This window comes from Bacillus aerius (assembly GCF_029894105.1).
Taxonomy (GTDB): Bacteria; Bacillota; Bacilli; order Bacillales; family Bacillaceae; genus Bacillus; species Bacillus altitudinis.
In genome coordinates this window covers 2,947,601-2,966,446 of record NZ_JARYHO010000001.1, presented here as the reverse complement: position 1 = coordinate 2,966,446, position 18,846 = coordinate 2,947,601, and the positions used below count along the sequence as shown (strand labels likewise).

Annotated in this window: 19 protein-coding genes; 14 read left to right on the top strand and 5 right to left on the bottom strand. The window is 42.6% G+C overall.

The window, feature by feature from the left end:
- Positions 1-23 precede the first annotated feature (23 nt).
- The 7 genes from psiE to M2353_RS15405 all read left to right on the top strand — a co-directional run bounded on the left by psiE (position 24) and on the right by M2353_RS15405 (position 6,603).
- Positions 24-452 (top strand): phosphate-starvation-inducible protein PsiE, encoded by a 429-nt coding sequence (gene psiE / locus M2353_RS15435; protein ID WP_008346998.1) that lies wholly within the window; start codon positions 24-26, stop codon positions 450-452.
- Between the two features lie 291 nt (positions 453-743).
- Positions 744-1,547: an alpha/beta hydrolase fold domain-containing protein gene (locus tag M2353_RS15430; protein WP_284725672.1), complete on the top strand. Its 804-nt coding sequence runs from the start codon at positions 744-746 to the stop codon at positions 1,545-1,547.
- Positions 1,548-1,725: 178 nt separating this feature from the next.
- Positions 1,726-2,628: an alpha/beta hydrolase gene (locus M2353_RS15425; RefSeq protein ID WP_008346992.1), complete on the top strand. Its 903-nt coding sequence runs from the start codon at positions 1,726-1,728 to the stop codon at positions 2,626-2,628.
- 139 nt (positions 2,629-2,767) lie between these two features.
- Positions 2,768-3,721 (top strand): ABC transporter substrate-binding protein, encoded by a 954-nt coding sequence (locus M2353_RS15420; RefSeq protein ID WP_007500381.1) that lies wholly within the window; start codon positions 2,768-2,770, stop codon positions 3,719-3,721.
- Between the two features lie 70 nt (positions 3,722-3,791).
- The gene (locus M2353_RS15415; protein ID WP_008346988.1) at positions 3,792-4,808 is read left to right on the top strand and encodes a FecCD family ABC transporter permease; all 1,017 of its coding nucleotides are present in this window, start codon (positions 3,792-3,794) and stop codon (positions 4,806-4,808) included.
- Positions 4,801-5,838 carry a FecCD family ABC transporter permease gene (locus M2353_RS15410; RefSeq protein WP_047945372.1) on the top strand — a complete coding sequence of 346 codons (1,038 nt, stop codon included), beginning with the start codon at positions 4,801-4,803 and terminating at the stop codon, positions 5,836-5,838. Before M2353_RS15415 ends, M2353_RS15410 begins: the two co-directional genes overlap by 8 nt.
- A gap of 21 nt (positions 5,839-5,859) precedes the next feature.
- Positions 5,860-6,603, top strand: coding sequence for an IucA/IucC family C-terminal-domain containing protein (locus M2353_RS15405; protein ID WP_284725671.1), 744 nt, complete (start codon positions 5,860-5,862; stop codon positions 6,601-6,603).
- A gap of 15 nt (positions 6,604-6,618) precedes the next feature.
- Here the strand turns inward: M2353_RS15405 and M2353_RS15400 are convergent, their stop codons facing one another.
- On the bottom strand, positions 6,619-7,497 hold the full coding sequence (locus M2353_RS15400) for an endonuclease I family protein (protein WP_284725670.1): 879 nt from the start codon (positions 7,495-7,497) through the stop codon (positions 6,619-6,621).
- Positions 7,498-7,670: 173 nt separating this feature from the next.
- Between M2353_RS15400 and M2353_RS15395 the strand changes: the two genes are divergently transcribed.
- Complete coding sequence (locus tag M2353_RS15395) at positions 7,671-8,906, top strand: pyridoxal-phosphate-dependent aminotransferase family protein (protein WP_284725669.1); 1,236 nt, start codon at positions 7,671-7,673, stop codon at positions 8,904-8,906.
- A gap of 163 nt (positions 8,907-9,069) precedes the next feature.
- Positions 9,070-10,263 (top strand): MFS transporter, encoded by a 1,194-nt coding sequence (locus M2353_RS15390; RefSeq protein ID WP_284725668.1) that lies wholly within the window; start codon positions 9,070-9,072, stop codon positions 10,261-10,263.
- Positions 10,264-10,311: 48 nt separating this feature from the next.
- Here M2353_RS15390 and M2353_RS15385 read toward each other — a convergent pair whose 3' ends face one another.
- Together M2353_RS15385 and M2353_RS15380 are read right to left on the bottom strand one after the other, a co-directional pair.
- Entirely contained in the window at positions 10,312-11,469 is a 1,158-nt protein-coding gene (locus M2353_RS15385) for an oxalate decarboxylase family bicupin (protein WP_284725667.1), read from the bottom strand.
- A gap of 64 nt (positions 11,470-11,533) precedes the next feature.
- Positions 11,534-12,706, bottom strand: coding sequence for a PucR family transcriptional regulator (locus tag M2353_RS15380; protein WP_284725666.1), 1,173 nt, complete (start codon positions 12,704-12,706; stop codon positions 11,534-11,536).
- A gap of 316 nt (positions 12,707-13,022) precedes the next feature.
- On the opposite strand from M2353_RS15380, the gene M2353_RS15375 reads away from it, so the two are divergent.
- The 4 genes from M2353_RS15375 to yunB all read left to right on the top strand — a co-directional run bounded on the left by M2353_RS15375 (position 13,023) and on the right by yunB (position 16,524).
- Positions 13,023-13,874 carry a DUF72 domain-containing protein gene (locus M2353_RS15375; protein ID WP_008346854.1) on the top strand — a complete coding sequence of 284 codons (852 nt, stop codon included), beginning with the start codon at positions 13,023-13,025 and terminating at the stop codon, positions 13,872-13,874.
- A gap of 63 nt (positions 13,875-13,937) precedes the next feature.
- On the top strand, positions 13,938-15,311 hold the full coding sequence (locus M2353_RS15370) for a bifunctional metallophosphatase/5'-nucleotidase (RefSeq protein WP_284725665.1): 1,374 nt from the start codon (positions 13,938-13,940) through the stop codon (positions 15,309-15,311).
- A gap of 67 nt (positions 15,312-15,378) precedes the next feature.
- On the top strand, positions 15,379-15,684 hold the full coding sequence (locus M2353_RS15365; RefSeq protein ID WP_007500404.1) for a YunC family protein: 306 nt from the start codon (positions 15,379-15,381) through the stop codon (positions 15,682-15,684).
- 69 nt (positions 15,685-15,753) lie between these two features.
- Positions 15,754-16,524 carry a sporulation protein YunB gene (yunB, locus tag M2353_RS15360; protein ID WP_284725664.1) on the top strand — a complete coding sequence of 257 codons (771 nt, stop codon included), beginning with the start codon at positions 15,754-15,756 and terminating at the stop codon, positions 16,522-16,524.
- 78 nt (positions 16,525-16,602) lie between these two features.
- Here yunB and M2353_RS15355 read toward each other — a convergent pair whose 3' ends face one another.
- A complete protein-coding gene (locus tag M2353_RS15355; protein WP_284725663.1) occupies positions 16,603-17,067 on the bottom strand; it encodes a DUF2691 family protein in 465 nt (154 codons plus the stop codon).
- A gap of 225 nt (positions 17,068-17,292) precedes the next feature.
- On the opposite strand from M2353_RS15355, the gene M2353_RS15350 reads away from it, so the two are divergent.
- Complete coding sequence (locus M2353_RS15350) at positions 17,293-17,523, top strand: hypothetical protein (protein WP_284725662.1); 231 nt, start codon at positions 17,293-17,295, stop codon at positions 17,521-17,523.
- A gap of 81 nt (positions 17,524-17,604) precedes the next feature.
- Here the strand turns inward: M2353_RS15350 and M2353_RS15345 are convergent, their stop codons facing one another.
- Positions 17,605-18,549 carry a M23 family metallopeptidase gene (locus M2353_RS15345; protein ID WP_234710308.1) on the bottom strand — a complete coding sequence of 315 codons (945 nt, stop codon included), beginning with the start codon at positions 18,547-18,549 and terminating at the stop codon, positions 17,605-17,607.
- Positions 18,550-18,846 lie beyond the last annotated feature (297 nt).

Sequence of the window (18,846 nt, the reverse complement as noted above, 5' to 3'; positions counted from 1 at the left end):
TCATGGAATGGGGAAACAATCTGATGAAACGATTCAACAATTTCCAAAAGGTACCTGATCTTCTGCAAGCCCTTCTGAATATCTGCCTGTTCTTTCTAGCGATTGCGCTAAGCGTACTCTTAATTAGTGAAACATGGTACATCGTGCAATTCGTCTATAAAACATTGTTTAACAAAGGAGAAAGCTATTATGGAATGCTTGGCGAGCTGCTGATCTTCTTTATGTATTTTGAGTTTATTGCCTTAATTATTAAATACTTTAAATCCAACTTTCATTTTCCGCTACGTTATTTTATTTATATTGGCATCACAGCTGTCATCCGTTTGATTATCATTGATCATGAACAGGCCGTATCGACATTCTGGTGGGCACTGGCCATTCTTGCGATGACTTGTGCACTCTTTATCGCGAGCAAAAGAGATACTGCTCATGAGCATGAGGAAGTGAAGTGAGGAAGAAGAAGGACGAGTGGTCAACACCCGTCTTTTTTGTGTTTAAATGAACAGTTTTTGAATATGTGTTGATTAATGAACAATGATTGAAAGATTGACAATTGATGATGATGGATCTAGAAAATATAATGTAAATAGACAGGTGTTCATAAATGAATAGATGTATAGAGAAAGTATTCTGTCCAAAGCAGTTAACGGATTCACAAGTTCTTATGTTATGCTCTAGAAAAAGAGAAACCATTCTTTTCCTAGACATTGATTGTCATCATTCTATCTATAGGGGTCGATCGTATGCGAAGTATTCAAAGTTTGTTTGTTGAATGGTTACTTGTACTTACAAAGAAGAAACTAAATGTTGAGGGGTATTTAGAAGAACGAAGAATGGCGAATCAATTACCTTATGTGCTGCCTGAGAAGTTGAAAAAGAAATATCACATCACCAAAAGCAGCATGTTTTCAGTCGATACGTACATGTTGAAATCAGATGTGCAGCCAGATGATCATCAGGTGCTATTTTTACATGGAGGAGGCTATATTGAGCAGCCGCTCGTATGGCATTGGCGTTTCTTGGATCGATTGACGAAGCAATTAAATAGTACGGTGTATGTGCCAGTTTATCCTAAAGCACCGAATCATCAGTATATGGATGCAATCGAGAGTGTTCTCCCAGTTTACCAAGCTCTTTTAGAAAAAGGAACACCAGAAAAAATCGTCATCATGGGTGATTCTGCTGGCGGCGGTTTATCGTTGGCCTTTGCTCAATACTTAGCAAAAAAAGGTCTTCCGCAGCCTGGAAACTTGATTCTATTATCACCATGGCTTGATGTGACATTAAGTAATCCTGATATCGCTAAAATGGTTCCAAAAGAGCCAATGCTCAACCTAGATTTACTAATTGAATCGGGCAAAGCCTATGCAGGTGATACAGATGAAACACATCATTTGATCAGTCCAATCTATGGAGAAATCAAATCGTTAGGACGAATTTCTGTTTTTATTGGCACTCATGAATTCTTTCTCCCAGAGCCCGGAAATTCAAAGAGATGGCAGACAAGCAGGGTGTTCCCATCAACTATATCGAATACCCAAAAATGAATCACGTCTTTCCTGTCTTCCCTATTCCCGAAGCGAACCAAGCGTTAAAACAAATTGTCGCTATTATTGAGAGTAAGACGTTCCCTTTGAGGGATATGACAAAATAGGATGCGAACATGAGGATGGCCAGCAATGCTCTAGCCATTCTCGTGTCTAATTGGAGGATCAAAAGTTAATTATGAACGAAACAGAACCGTTCTCATTTACAAGTATGCAGGAAGTAGCTCCTGTAGCTATTCCAGAAAGACAGTTCATTCAATCACATGACGGCATACGTCTTGCTTATTATCCGTTTTTATCAGAAACAAACACGCAGACCAATGTGATCATCATTCATGGTGGAGGCGCTCACAGCTTGGCTGGTTATGAGCATATCGCCTATACATTGCAACATGATTTTCACGTGAATGTGTTTTTGCTGGATTTGAGAGGCCACGGATATTCTGAAGGAAAGAAGGGGGATACACCCAAAGTCACTGACGTGTGGCAAGATATTTCGCAAGTTGTGGATGTCATCAAACAGCAGCACGAAGGAGCACTTTATCTTTGTGGTCATTCCTCTGGAGCTGGATTGCTGCTTCAATATCTATCTTGGGATGAAAAAAGAAAAGTAGACGGTTACTTTTTTATTGCTCCTGAATTTGGCTACAAATCTGACACAGCGAAGTCTAATCAAGTCCCTTTTGCCACAGTTCAAGTTTGGAAATTCGTGCTATCTGCGATGACAAAAGGAAGGCTGATGGGGCATTCAGAAGCTGTACGATTTCACTACCCAGCATGGGTGATTGCACAAGATCCACTTCTTTTAACAGGCATCACCATCAATATGTCTCTTGCCTTAACGCCATCTGCACCTCAAAAACAATTTGCAAGGCTGGACCAGCCTTATGGCATGTTTGTTGGAAGCGAGGATGAGTTATACGACGTAGACAAATTTCATCCATATCTGGCGCTTCCAAATCAGCAGGTGAAAAATCAATCTGTTTACCAAGTGATAGAAAACCATACTCATTTGTCCATTTTACTAGAATCGGGAAAAAAGATTGGGCGTACCATCCAAATGTGGAAAAGTTCCAATTAACCTGAACAACTAGTCAACACTCTACCTTTTTCTTAAAAATTTACATTGACACCATCCTTTTCTATGATAAAATCATAGTGTGATAATGAGAATCGTTATCAAATGATATGACTACATATAGAATGGATAGGTGAGGTACATGTTCAAAAAATCTTTTTGGTCGCTATTAGTTGTGCTCTCCATCGTATTACTTGCGGCTTGTGGCAGTAATAGCAGTGAAGGCAAGTCAGATAGTAATGAGAAAACAAGAACCGTTGAAAGCGCTATCGGTTCAACTGAAATTAAAGGATCGCCTAAACGTGTGGTGACGTTGTATCAAGGAGCAACAGATGCAGCCGTCGCTATGGGCATTAAACCAGTGGGTGTTGTAGAATCTTGGCTTGAAGCACCTACGTATAAATATTTAAGAGATGATTTAAAGGGTGTCAAAATTGTTGGGCAGGAAACACAACCAAACTTAGAAGAAATTGAAAAGCTGAAGCCAGATTTGATCATTGCATCAAAAATCCGTCACGAGCAAATTTTTGATCAGCTGAAAGAAATCGCTCCAACTGTTGCAACAGAAACAGTGTTCACTTTTAAAGACACAGTGAATTTAATGGGTGAAGCGTTAAACAAGCAAGACAAATCAAAAGAATTGCTGACGAAGTGGGATGACCGTGTCGCTGACTTCAAAGAAAAAGCAAAGAAAGACATTAAAAACTGGCCAATGAGTGTGTCTGTGGTGAACTTCCGTGCAGATCATGCAAGAATCTATCAAACTGGGTTTGCAGGTTCAATTTTAACAGAGCTAGGCTTTGAAGGTCCTAAAAATGTCAAAGATAAAAAGCAAGATATCATTACACTTACAGACAAAGAGAGCATTCCACAAATGGATGCAGATGTGATCTATTACTTCATGGATGATCAGGATAAAGCAGTTGAAAAAGCATATAAAGAGTGGACAAGTCATCCTTTATGGAAGCAGCTTGATGCAGTGAAAGCGAAACAAGTGCATAAAGTTGATGAAATCACTTGGAACATGGCTGGCGGTATCACCGCTGCAAACATGATGCTTGATGATATTTATGATCGTCTAGGGCTTGATAAATAAGTGTAGCAGAGGAGAAAATGTGAAAAACCATTTTCTCCTTTTTCCATAACAGATTGAAAGCGGGAATCAGATGAGAAGTTTATTAAAAAAGGATTCGAGCAAGGCACTGCTATTTGCTGGATTCATCGTGTTGATGTTGGTCTTTTTTATGCTCAGTATTTCTCTTGGGCAAACCTCAATTTCCCTCAAAGCCACCATCCATGCGTTTCTTCAGTTTGATGAGTCAGATCCAAACAGTGTGATTGTCATGACATCCAGATTATCAAGAGCTTTAATTGCGACGGTTGTTGGATCAAGTCTAGCGATTTCAGGTGCACTCATGCAGGCATTGACGAGAAATCCGCTGGCTGCACCAGATCTTTTAGGTATTAATGCAGGTGGACTCTTTTTTATTGTGATTTCGATTGTTTTCTTTTCTACCGAGTCGTTAACAGGTTATATGTGGACGGCCTTTTTAGGCGCTGCCATTGCAGGTATGCTCGTCTTTCTTCTAGGCTCCATTGGAAGAGACGGACTGACACCGGTCAAAATTGTACTCGCAGGTGCTGCGATATCTGCTCTGTTTGCGTCCTTTACTCAAGGACTTTTAATCGTGAATGAACAGTCCATTCAAAGCATCCTGTTCTGGATGGCTGGTTCAGTGTCAGGAAGAAGTATAGATATGCTTCTGCCTGTGCTGCCTTATATTCTTGGGGCGACTGTGGTGGCGCTGCTTCTTGGCCGCTCGATCAATGTCCTTTTATCGGGTGATGATATTGCGAAAGGGCTTGGTCAGCGTACGTTGCTTTTGAAGATGACGATGGGGGTACTTGTCGTCTTTTTAGCAGGAGGTTCAGTCGCTGTCGCAGGATCCATTGGATTTGTTGGTTTTCTTGTGCCGCATATTGTGAAAAAGCTTGTTGGACCTGACCACCGCTGGGTACTGCCGTATTGTGCCGTTGTAGGGGCGTCGCTTTTACTTGTCGCAGATCTTGCCGCTCGTTTTCTGATCATGCCGCAGGAAGTACCGATTGGTGTCATGACGGCAATTGCAGGAGCGCCTCTATTTGTTTATCTCGTGCGCAAGGGGTTGAAGACAGGTGGCTAAAACATATACAGTGCGTTCAAAGGGCGGGCGCATTTCATTTCAATTTTCAAAGCGGACGTTTTTGATTTTACTATTATTGACAGGCGTTGCCTTTGGTTTATTTATTCTGAGCCTTTGTATGGGCAGCCGCTTTATTCCGCCTGCTGATGTGCTGCTGCATATCTTCGGACAAGGCGAGGGAAATACGTTTGTATTAAATACGTTGAGGATTCCAAGGACCCTGCTTGCGGTTTTAGTGGGAGCGGCACTTGCGGTATCGGGGCTTATTTTACAAGGTCTCATTCGAAATCCGCTTGCATCGCCTGACATCATAGGAATTACGAGCGGTGCGTCGTTTGGCGCCATTATGTTCATCGTCTTTTGGATGGGTACTGTGCCTATTGCTTATCAGTCGTTGTGGGCCATTGCAGGCGCTTTTGCGGTATCATGCCTGATTTATTTGCTTTCATGGAAAAAAGGCGTCAAGCCAATCACGCTCGTCTTGATGGGGATTGGGATTTCCGCCATTATGAAGGCGTGTGTGACGTTTACTCTTGTGCTCAGCGATACGATGACCACGACCAAGTCATACATCTGGCTGACGGGCAGTTTATATGGTTCTACAATGAAGGACGTCATCGCAATGCTTCCTTGGGTATTGATTATTTTACCGATTGTCATGGTGCTGGCAAGAACGATGAATGTGAAGGAGCTTGGAGATGATCTTGCAACAGGTCTCGGTGTCAAGGTTCAGGCGAAGCGGTTATTCTTTCTACTGATGAGTGTGACATTAGCCGGTATTGCCGTTGCATTCGCAGGTGGTATTGAATTTGTTGGACTGATGGCGCCACATGTAGCAAGGATGATCATCGGTCGTTCCTTTATTGCGCTTGTTCCAGCATCTGCGCTTGTTGGAAGTATTCTCGTGATGCTGGCAGACTTAGTTGCGAGAACGGCTTTTCTCCCGTTAGATGTCCCGGCAGGTGTTTTTACGGCGGCAATTGGTGCACCGTTCTTTATTTATTTGTTATATCAACAACGAAATCGTTAAACGAAAGATGGGGGTTTTGATATGAAGCCAGAGTGGGTTGAGAGAGAATTACTTGATTTCGGGGTACACATCACAAATGGACCAATGACATCTGATCGCACACTTGCTGCGCTTTTTTCAGAAGCATCTATCAGACGTTTATTAGAAGCTGAAAAGGAAGCGATGCATGCACCGAATATAGCAGTGGCGGCGTCCATGTTTTCAAAACGCTATGCCTATTTAGCTGTTAGTTCTACTTTGTACTTGATGACAATGTATGATGCTGTCTACCGGTTTTCACCAGAGGCGTGTGTCTTTAGAGAAGATCGTAAAATTGAGCTAGATGAAACGCTCTGTTCATTTGTTCAGTTAGAAGGAGATCGTCATGAGTGGAGAGAACAGGTCGTCCGCACGCTATTTACGCAGTGTGTCACACCTCTTTTAGATGTATTGAAACGTACTTCAAGACTTCCGTATTCGATTTTATGGGAAAATGTAGCGGTACGTATCAATTCTCTTTACCGTAGCATGATGCGAGAAACGGAAGAGCCTAAAATGAAAGAGCGCGTACGGGAGGATTATTTGTTTCTGAAGAAGGCGTCGGGTGATCTTTTCGGAGTGAATCAAAATCCTTTTCAGCACAGCTTAAATTTAGATGAAAGTTTGCTAGACACATCAAATCGAAAGACTTGCTGTATGTATTATAAGCTTGAGAAAAAATCAGAGAGCCTTGATTATTGTCTCGTCTGTCCGCTTGAAAAAAAGAGAGGCACTGCTTGTTCATAGCAGTGCCTCTCTTTTTTATTCCCAAATATCGCTTACCCATTCAGGGTGATCAATAAAAGGATTGCGATTGTGCTGGTACGTTTGATAGATGATTTCGTTACGATTCCGTTCGATTTGATCGACTGGATCTTGCTTGTGCCATTTCAATAGGACAGACATTTTGCCGTGAAGAGGGGCGCTTCCATTATTCACTTTGTTGTTCAATTCTAAATCTGGGAAACGATCATCGCCTTCATATCGGACAGCCATATAAAAGAGCATTCTTGCTACATCTCCTTTCACCCGGCTATGAGGTTCAAATGAGTCGCTGTCGTAGAAGTTGCCCGGCGCTCCCTTGTATTCATTTCCGCCTATATCAAAATCTAAATTTCCTCGTGTGCTATTCGTTTGTACGTCTGTTGCCCGAAGGTGATGGAGATCTGTACCAGGTCCCTGGCTCGTCCCAAAATTGCCGTGAGATTTAGCCCACACATGCTCCCGGTTCCACTGTCCCACGTTTCCTCCATTTGCTTGCTTTGACCTGGAGATACCGCTATAGAGCAAAAGCACATTGTTTGGATTTTTTGGATCTTCATCCGTTTTCTTTAATGCATCCCAAACCTGGCTGTAGGATAGCTGCGTATGATCATCAATAATATCGTGTAATGCTTTCTTAAGAGCAGGCCCAGATTTGCCAGCAGCAGATTGGTAATAGGAATCCATTTGACTTGAAGCGGTTGTTTTCGCATGTTGAGCAGATGTTTCGGTTTGTAGCTGTAACGGGGAAAAGGTGATGGTTTGACTCGGTTCATTCAGAGTAAAGCCTTGAGCATTTGCAGCGGGAGGCAGCGGAGCGGCAAATGTACCGAAAATCATGATTCCGGCGGCCACAGTTCCAAATAAAGATCTTTTCATTCTATTTCCTCCTTCATAGGGAATGTATACTCTTTAGTTCTATCATATTGCCATAAAGAAATAAATGGATTTATCGTAAATTTTATGTAACCAATTCGTAAGAAAAGAGATTGCTATTTTATCAGCATTGCTGTATAAGTGGGCATATAAGGATGGACACAGCAAGGGAGAGGATGGATAACGTGAAAGAACTGCATACACCTTCTAGAACCATTATGACACCAGGACCTGTCGAAGTAGATCCGAGAGTCCTTCGGGTGATGAGTACACCAATTCTTGGTCAATTTGACCCTGCATTTACAGAGATCATGAATGAAACGATGACCTTATTACGATCACTTTTTCAAACAGAAAATGAATGGGCTTATCCAATTGATGGGACGTCCCGCTCAGGACTTGAAGCTGTGCTTGCCAGTGTGATCGAGCCCGGAGATGTGATGCTCGTTCCGGTCTTTGGACGCTTCGGTCATTTGCTGATTGAAATTGGACAGCGCTATGGTGCTGAGGTACATATAATGGAATGTGAATGGGGAACGGTTTTTAAGCAAGACGACATCATCGCAGAGATGCATCAAGTCAAGCCGAAAATTGTTGCGATGGTTCATGGTGAAACATCTACCGGAAGAATACAGCCGCTTGAGAAAATTGGTGAAGCATGTCGAGCGCTTGATGCGCTTTTTATTGTAGACGCTGTGGCGACAATTGGTGGTGTCGAGGTCAAGGTAGACGAATGGAAAATCGATGCGGCAATTGGGGGCTCGCAGAAATGCTTGTCTGTTCCATCAGGGATGTCACCGATCACATATAATGAACGAGTGGCAGACGTCGTACAATCGAGAAAGAAAGTAGAAAAAGGGATTGCAACACAGGACGAACTGCAAAAACAGGTAGACATTTCTCCAATCAAAAGCAATTACTTTGATCTAAGCCAGCTGCAAGATTATTGGAGCCCGAGGCGCTTAAATCATCATACAGAAGCGACAACGATGCTTTATGCACTGAGAGAAGGGGTTCGACTTGTGCTAGAAGAAGGTCTGGAGGAACGTTTTCAACGCCACTTGTTTCATGAAAAGGCTTTAATGGCAGGACTTGAAGCGATGGGGCTTGAATTATTTGGTGATCCAGACTGCAAAATGCCGGTCGTGACGTGTATCGTCATTCCAAATGATATCGACGGAGAAGCGGTCCGGGCTGATCTTCTTCATCATTTTGGAATTGAAATTGCGAGTTCATTTGGGCCTCTTGCAGGACGGATATGGAGAATTGGCTCAATGGGCTATAGCTGCCGAAAGGAAAATATTCTATTTGTTTTAGCAGGCCTTGAAGCCATCTTGATGAAGTATGGAGCAGCTATCAATTGTGGCGCTGGGTTACAGGCGGCTCTTTCCATCTATGAACAAGCTGAATAAAAAAGGGATTCTCAAAATACTCGCCACCAGCGGGTATTTTTTATTTGGGAAAAAACGCTGTTTTTTGAAAAACTAGACTTATAGAGAGCGATATCGCTATACTGAAGAAGTTCTTATCATTTTTGTCATCATTTTCATTTATTTTGAAGAAAGAGGTTTTAATATGAAAAAAATGGGCAGATTGTACATTTTGATGCTCAATATTTTTATTGCCATGCTTGGATTTGGTCTGATCGTTCCTGTCATGCCAAGTTATATTGAAGCCTTTGGCGCAACTGGGAAAACACTTGGTTTCCTCGTTGCTGCAACTGGCCTCACACAATTTGCTTTATCACCCGTCGCTGGAGCGCTGACTGATCGATTTGGACGCAGAAAATTGATTATTGCCGGGATTGCTGGCTTTACGATTGCCCAGTTTATTTTTGCATTTGCGGATCAGCTTTGGATGCTGTTTGTGTCTCGGTTTTTTGGTGGTGCTGCCGGAGCTTTACTCATGCCCGCCATGTTTGCATACATCGCTGATATCACAAGTGAGAAGGATCGAGGGAAAGGAATGGGGCTATTTAGTGCAGCAATGACGTTAGGCTTTGTCATTGGACCAGGCGTAGGCGGCTATTTGGTTGAGTTTGGGATTGCTTTTCCTTTCCTCATCGCTGGTTCCTTTGCAGCCCTGTCGACGCTGTTGTCTTTCTTGTTCTTACCTGAAACTTTAACAAAGGAAAAGCAGGAAGAAGCACGATTGAATAAAGAGCTTCATTTCAATCCTTTTACGCAGATGATTCAGGCTTTAAAAACACCATACGGTTTTTTGTTTATCTTGGCCTTTGTTTTGAATTTCGGAATCATTCATTTTGAATCGATCTTTGGCTTATATGTGGACCAAAAACATGGCTTTACACCGAAGGATATTGCATTTGTCATTACGGTAGCTGGACTTGCGGGTGTCATCGTTCAAGGTGCTTTAGTGAATACCTTTGTGAAACGATTTGGCGAAATGCGTGTCGTCCGTTATGCCCTTTTAGCTGCGGCGTTTATGCTGATCGCCTGCCGCTTTGCCCCTTCCTTTTGGCTAATTTTTACGGGTTCCATTTTATTTTTATCAGCCACCTCGTTTGTTCGTCCAGCTCTCAATACATTACTATCTAAAATGGCAGGGAATCAGCAGGGGGTAGCAGGCGGCCTCAATACCTCCTTTATGAGCCTTGCGAATATCGTCGGGCCAAGTCTTGCGGGTATTTTATTTGATGTGAATATTGAGCTGCCATTTATGTTTGGAACGCTGGTGCTTTGTATGAGTTTCATTGCTTCTATTTTATGGGCGAAAAAAGCGCAGCAACATTCCCCTGCCGTATTGTAAAGGCAGCATAGAAAAAACCGATCAGCACAAATGGATCGGTTTTTTTCGTCATCGCTCATACTTCACGACTGGTGATTTTTCTTTATGCAACGCATGAATCAATGCATCGTCCACATGCAAATGCTCCTTCACTAATTGAGGAGGGGTTAAGGCCATCCATTGGTTCAATGAAATATCAGCAAATCGATCGCTTTTAAACATTTCTAGAAACCAAAGGCTCATTTGCCCAATATTTTGTATGTAATGCCCCATTCCGAAAGGAACATAACCAACATCACCTGCTCTGTAATTAAAGGTGCGAGCTGTCCCGCCTGCTCCAAAAACCGTCATTTTGGCTGTACCGGTTAAATAGTATTGCCACTCATCATTATTCGGGTGCCAGTGCATTTCTCTCATCCCGCCAGGTTTTACCTCCACAAGTGCAGCAGCAATGGTTTTAGATACTGGAAAATTGCGTGAGTCGACGATTCGCACGGTTCCCCCAGAGGTCACGATTGGTTTTTGACGAAGGAGCTGGTGGGTAAATGGCGGTTTGATGCCGCCGTATGGATCAGAGACGGTTTGGCTTTCAATGGATGCCGGTGAAGAGCCTTGAAACATATAGCGCTGTTTATGTGGAATGCGGTCAAACAGCTTGATTGGCACGCCGAAATTAGCAGAAAGAATGTCTTTTGGTGTATGAGCAAACCAGTCTGTGATGGTGAACGTATCAAATTCAGAAAAAGCACCATCATCAAACACAAGGAGAAACTCACAGCCATCCTCAAGACCTTGAATGGAGTGCGGAATACCGGGCGGGAAATACCACAAGTCTCCTTCTTCTACATCAGCGATCATATTCCGTCCTTCTGCATCTACAGATGTGATCCGGGCTTTGCCTAAAATCATATATGCCCATTCCGCCTGCTTATGCCAATGAAGCTCACGAACACCTCCGCGCGTAAGCCGCATGTTCACACCAGCAATCGTTGTTGAAACAGGCAGCTCTCGCTCGGTAATTTCCCTCGACCAGCCGCCATGATTCAAGTGCATATGTGTATCAGAATATGAAAATTTTAAATTAGGAATCGTCCCCGCATCCGTTTTAGGGGGAACGAACATATCTGGGTTCTCCATATCGCGCAGAACGTCTCGCGGGCCTAAATCGGTTGCGCCGGCCCCATCGTCTCGAATCGGTTGCGGGATGTGACGAATCTCATCATCCATTTGACACCACTCCTTGTCATTCACATTTCTCCTCCAAAATATATGAGGCGTAAGAAAAAAAGATTCAATTGGAATCGGATGAAAGGTGCTTTTGAATACGCAAAGCTAATCGCAAGCGCAATGTTGCGTCAGGATCTTTTAGGCTGATCTGGAGCAGTTCTTCACATTTCTCCAGTCGATATATCACGGTGTTGCGATGAACAGATAAACGTTTGGCTGTTTCTGAAATATGGCAATGTGTTTCGACATAAACAGATAAGGTGTGGAGAAGATTTGGATCGACTTGTGATTGTTCATATAATGGGTGGAGGTATCGCTCATAGAATGTTGTTAAATCTTTTGGTGGGATGAGCTTCAGTAAATCTGACACATCTTTTGCTTGATAGAACTGAATATATTCAGCTCGTAATGAGAGCTGGCCTGATTGCAGAGCATGGGCAGCTTCACTGAATCCTTTTGGCAGATCGGTGATGAGATAACCGCTTAAGCTTACACCAAAGGAAATGGTGGCATTCACATGCTGTTTAATAAGGATCTGCATTTGTTTTAAAAAAGAGCAGATCGATTTGTTCATTGCCTGCCACCCGCCAGTCTCTTCTATAAGGAAGATGCCGATATCTCCTTTGACAAAAAGAAAGGCGGGAAATGGACAGTGCGAAAGGGTGCTTTCAAGTAAAGCAAACACATCATCTACAAGGGTTTGCTGCTTAAGGAAACAACAGAAATGACTGCTCTGATCAAGTTGACAGACGATACATAGATAGGGAATCGTTGTGTTTAATCCAAACATGCGTGCCAGACAGGCAACATCTTGCTCTGAGGAAATCGTCCCCTCCATCCATTTGCGAAACCATTCATTTTTGGCTCGCTCTGTCGATTGCTTGATGGCATGTTGTTTGATGCGTGAAATGGACATGGCATTTACAGCTTGTTCAATTATCAAATGCAACCCCATGTCGTCTTGGGGATGAATGAAGGCGGGAACGACTAAATAATCATAAGCTTGTTCGTTTATATAGATAGGAAAAACAGAAACGCTTTCTTTTGAATGAACCATAGAAAAATAATGCTGCTGCGTACTGTGAAACAAGCGGAGCATTTGTATCCAATCTGGATTTGTCATACCTTGGGGTGAGGTGAAAAGAATACGTCCATACTGATTGATCAAATAGACAGGCTGATGAATTCTTTGGGCCACTTTTTGCAATGCTTCAACATAATGATCGACAATGTTCATATCCACTCATTCTCCTTTTTTTAGAGCTGAAGCCTTTGGTGAAGATGAATAAAAAAATGGACAATCGCTGTCAAAGTCTCTGATATCAATTTTATGTTATCAGCTCCATTCAATTTAGATAGAAAGTTGTGATGTAATATCACAAAAAAGATGGCAGGGCAAAATCACGTCACATCAGTCATCTTCATTCAGAAAAATGGGTAAATATGATATGTTGTAGACAGAAGAATTTCTTTCAGAAAGATGGGTATCCCAAGAACAAAGACTTTCAATGGGAAAATCCGTTTAGACAAGCAAGTGGCAAGAGGTGAGATAGATGATTTATATCGGATTAACTGGCTGGGGAGATCATGACAGTCTGTACCCGCCGAGAATCGGCAGCTCTCAAAAGCTGTTTCACTACGCATCAACGTTTCCGATTGTGGAACTGGATGCAAGCTTTTATGCTGTTCAGCCTGAGCGGAACCATGAAAAATGGATAAAAGATACGCCAGACGCCTTTCAATTTGTTGTGAAAGCATATCAAGGAATGACCGGGCATCAAAGAGGCGAGATCCCGTTTGCTTCAAAGGAAGAAATGTTTGACGCCTTTATTCTTTCACTGACTCCTCTCATTCGAGCAGGGAAACTGGCGATGGTTCTGTTTCAATTTCCACCATGGTTTGATTGCAAAAAGGAGCACGTCCACTATTTAAGATGGTGTAAGGAGAAGATGGGGGACATTCCTTGTGCACTCGAATTCCGAAACCGAACTTGGTTTTCAGACGAGTTTTATGAACAAACCTTATCCTTTATGGAGAAAGAAGGGTGGATTCATTCCGTCTGTGATGAACCGCAAGTCGGAGAAGGGTCTATACCGCCAGTCATAAAAGCCACACACCGTGACAAAACATTGGTCCGTTTCCACGGAAGAAATAAACAAGGCTGGCTTCACCCGGCAGATCATGAGAACTGGCGTGAAGTTCGTTACTTATATTTATATAATGAAGCTGAACTAAAGGAATGGAAAAAGAACCTCGACATCCTGCATCAACAATCGAAAGATGTATATGTCGTATTTAATAATAACTCAGGCGGAGATGCGGCAGCGAATGGCCAGCAAATGATTGATTTGCTGGATTTGACGTATTCAAGCTTATCGCCGAAGCAGTTAGATTTATTTAGTTAAACGAGAGCTGGGGCTTTCAATTTGAACGAGACGGTTCAGTGACAACTTGAGGGAGAGATCAACATGCTGCAGAAGCTATGGTTATATCATACAAACGACTTGCACAGCCACTTTGAAAACTGGCCAAAAATCGCAGCTTATATTGAAGAAAAGCGTCAAGTTCACGATCAGATGCTCTTATTTGATATTGGCGATCATATGGATCGAGTAAACCTTGTATCAGAAGCGGATTATGGAAAAGTGAATGTCAAACTTCTCAATCAGCTTGGCTATGATGGAGTCACAATTGGTAATAATGAAGGCATTACGTTGCCTCATGAGCAGCTCGACCAATTGTACAAAGACGCGCAATTCCCGGTGATTTTATCTAATTTATTTGAAAAAGGCAAAAGACCATCGTGGGCACAGCCTTATGAAGTGATCACGTTGAACAATGGACTGAAGATCGCCGTCTTAGGTGTGACCATTGCGTATACACCTGTCTATGAAAAGCTGGGCTGGGACATTACAGACCCATTTGAGAGCATACGGGAGATGCTACAAGAAGTGAAAGGACAAGCCGATGTCATTGTTCTTCTTTCCCATCTAGGCATCATCCATGATCGAGAGGTAGCCCATGACTTCCCGGAAATCGACATCATCTTAGGCTCACATACGCATCATCTTTTAGAACAGGGCGAGATGGATAATGGCGTTCTTCTTGCATGTGCTGAAAAGTATGGGCATTATATTGGCTGTGTCGAGCTGACCATTGACACAGCGAGTAGCGAGCTCATCGAGAAAAAAGCGACGGTGCAATCAGTGGATCAGCTGATCAGTGAATCCGATGAAGCGATCACGACTTTACAGAAAGCTGAAAGAAGAGCGAAGTCACTCATGCAGGAAAAAGTGACATCCATTAAATCAAAGCTCGAAACAAAGTGGTTTGATGACTCCCAGCTTCCGCAACTTTTAACAGATGCCATTAAAGAATGGTGCGAGGCAGATATCGGCATGATGAATGCTGGGATGGTGCTTGATTCATTAGAGGCTGGCATCGTCACAAGAGAAGACATTCACCGGATATGCCCGCATCCCATTAATCCAATCAGGGTGACACTTACTGGGAAGCAATTGATCGAAACAGTGTCTCGTGGCTGTGAAGAAAAAATGGAACAGCTACGCATCAAAGGCTTTGGGTTTAGAGGCGAACTGATGGGGAAAATGCTATACAGCGGTTTGACTTATTCATTAGAAGAGGGCGAAGCCAAACGAGTAAAAGAGGTCTATGTAAACGGCGAGCTGATCCAAGAGGACGTGTCCTATACAGTTGGCACAGTGGATATGTATACACTTGGCTCTCTTTTTCCTCATATACGTGACCATGAACACATTGAATATTTCATGCCGGAATTTTTACGTGATGTCCTGAGCTGGCGATTGAAGGACGCAAAGTGAAATCCGCTCCAGCCTAACAACACTTGCCATCCCTTCACATAGATTGTGTTGAAGGGAGTGAAGGGATATGGTGAATTTAACACCTATTACAATTGATGGCCATTCCTTTACAGCCGTCACCGTCAAACTGCCAAAGACCAATTTCATGGCAGTGACAAATGAGCATGGTTATATTATGTGCGGTGCACTTGATGTCGGGCTCCTAAATGAAAAGCTTGCAGATAGAGGAATCATCGCAGGAAGAGCAGTCGGTGTAAGAACCATCGAGCAATTGCTGGATGCACCTTTAGAATCTGTGACATATGCCGCTGAGTCGCTCGGCATTCATGCTGGCACAATTGGAAGAGATGCATTATTAAAAATGGTGAAATAAAATGAACAGATGATTCCTATCCCCCCGCCTGTCTGCATACACTTGTAATGGAGAAGGGGGGATTTTTTATTGAGATTGAACCGCCGTTATCGCCCCTATAAAAAGGGCCCTCTGCCATTTCGTTATGTCATGCTGCTTGCCATATTATTTTTTGTGCTCTCAACTGTCATTAGCCTATTCTTCATCAATCGTTCCATTAAACCAACTTTGATTCACATTGCTGAACTAGAAACAGAACGAATCGCCAATCATCTCATCCAATATTCTGTTCAGGATTTTGCAGATGATCAGGAGAATATGAAAGATATGGTTGTGATGAATACCAGTGAGAACGGCAAAGTAACAACCATCGACTTCAATGCGCAAGCAACATCGAAAGCAATGGCTGACCTGTCACGTCACCTTCAAAAAAATCTAGAGGACATTGAAAAGGGGAATTTTCAAAAAGAGGCAAAAGAAGCATTAAAGGATCAAACAGATGGACATGACGGCATTATATATAACATTCCGCTTGGGCAAGCGTCCGGAAATGCACTTATCGCCAACCTAGGACCAAAAGTGCCTGTACGATTCAGTGTCATTGGTGACCCGCATACGGACGTTGAAAAAAACATTAAGCCTTATGGCATCAACAATGCCTTGATTGATATTAGTGTGCTCATTGAGGTGAAGGTGAGAGTCATCATCCCATTCGCCTCAGAAACCATCGTCGTCAAAAACTCTGTGCCTGTCTCCATTCAAGCCGTTCAAGGAGATGTCCCAGATTATTATAATGGCAGCGGAACAAATTCAGGCGCTCCATCGATTGTTCTGCCAGAAAAAAAGAAGAAGAAAGAATAACAGCCCAATGGACGAATTGGGCTGTTTTTTTCATACGCTGTGATTGCATATAGTGTTTTTGTGATGAACGTTTTGTTGTTACGAAACAGACAGTCTTGTCCTTGCATCATTTTCATCGGTGATATAGGTCACGTCTTCAAATCCACATTCAACTGCATTCTTGTATAGCCATTCGAGTGTTCCCTTATTTTTGCAATAGATCGTGACATAGGAGCAATCGGCCACTAAAAGAACAAGCTCGCATTGGCTTTCAATAAATTCTTCATAGGTCTTAATATGAGACAATGTCCCTTTTGGATATGCATGTAAATCGGCGAAAATCATATAATACGTCTTGTTTTCAATGAGGTGTTTGAGTTCTATACCGTCCATTTCTGTTTTCCCTTCAGGAAAAAGTTCTTCATCTTTTTCGCCATCCACTAGTATATTCGAGTCTTCGGTATCGATTCGCCAGCTGAATTTGGTGATGTCGATCGGTTTTAGTACTTCTCCAAGGAAGACTCCGTATTCATTTGGCATGGTAAAGGTCATTCCTCTTTTCAAAAAACAACCCCCTAACTCTTTGTGAAGTAATCTTTCATTGGTTGTGATGCTTAGACTTTTTTTCATGTGATCTGTTCATCTTATCCTAATTAACCACTTGATTCCATACGGATCACGTGCCATGATAAATGTTCATTGTTTTCCTTTTCTGAATAGTGGAAGCTATCCTGAAGACTGATTTTTCACGATCGTCTGTTGTGAAAGTGAGAGGAGGATTTGATTGATATGAAGAAAATTCATGTAAGCGGGTTTTGTTTTTTGGTATTTGCCATTGTATTTAGTGCTAAATATATGTCAGCATCGATATTATTAGCTGGGAGTGACAGTTTGAGTGTCGACTTATTTAGAGAGATGTTTGACATGATTCCACTAGAAGTAACAGTTGTGTATCTCCTTTTTTTCATCATGGGTATTCTTTTTTTAGTTTTAGGATTGAAAGAGAAGCATAAGCAGTAACAGTAGACAAGTGATGACCGGGGAAATGTTGATACATATCAAAAGGAGAAGCAAGCGGTATCGCTAAACTTCTCCTTTTATTTATCGACGTTTCCGCTCGGCTCTTTCCCATGCCCTTAAATGAGGGTAAGGATCAAACGACCATTCAGTTCGTCCATTGTCTTTATACATGCCATAATGAAGGTGTGGCGGGAATTTTCCTGCTGTGCCAGGTGGACCGTAACCGGAGCTTCCGACTGATCCGATGACTTGACCAGGTTCTACAATCTGCCCAGCTTTGAGTCCTTTTGCAAAGCCATTTAAGTGGGCAAAATAATGATAATGATTGTGAATATCTCGAATGCCGATCCGCCAGCCGCCAAAGCGGTTCCAGCCTTTCATTTCAATCACGCCGTACGATGTCGCACGAACAGGAAGACCGTAATGAGCAAACAGATCAGTGCCCTCATGAATTCTTCTGCCTCCAAAGCCTCTCGCATCACCCCATGTACTCCTGTAGCTGTAGTCAGCGCCAACCGGAAGAGGAAACGCATGCTTTCCAAGGTCAAGATGGCCGTAATGCTTATAGAGCTTCATAAAAGATGAAATGATTCCAACGGTTTGATCACGTCCGTAATAATCCCACAGCGCGATTTTTAATTGGTCGATGCTGCTGCCGTAATGGAGCAAGTATTGAGCAAACGTGAACAGGACATCTTCATCGTTATCGATTTCCGCTTTTCCATCCCCATTACCATCAAGCCCAATACCGTCAAAAACTTTAATGCTTAATGGAGAGGTATCCTGCTTATTGGGATTTTCTGGTCCTATCCACATTTCCCGGGGAATGTAGATACCAATCACACCTGTTTGTTTTGGTAAATCTCTTCTGCTTTTGCGTATATTGTGTTCATACTGATCAACCGCAGCAAGTACATACCACGGGACCTGTGTGGTGATGGCGATCTTTTCATACAGTGCCATTCGCTGTTTTAATTCATCGGGCTGTTTGTTTGCCCCTTGTGCATGGACTGATGCGGGAATCATTGAAAGAGCGATGATGATCGCTAAAACCACTTTCACAAACGTCCATCTCCTTTCTTCGAACATACCTTCTACCGTTTAGTGTGGTTTGATCACGTTATTTCATAAGAAGAAAATGTTAGTAATTTTCTTCTGTTATTTTAGGAGTCTTTTGGGTATTTTTGCAGCTCATTCCCTTGTTGTTCAATCTGTACTATGTTAAAGTGTCTAAAGAAAAGGCCTTAGGCCGAAGATTCAATTTTTTGCGGCAACAGCTGCATCCATCGTATATAGCAGGAAGATGATTGTATATGCACCTTT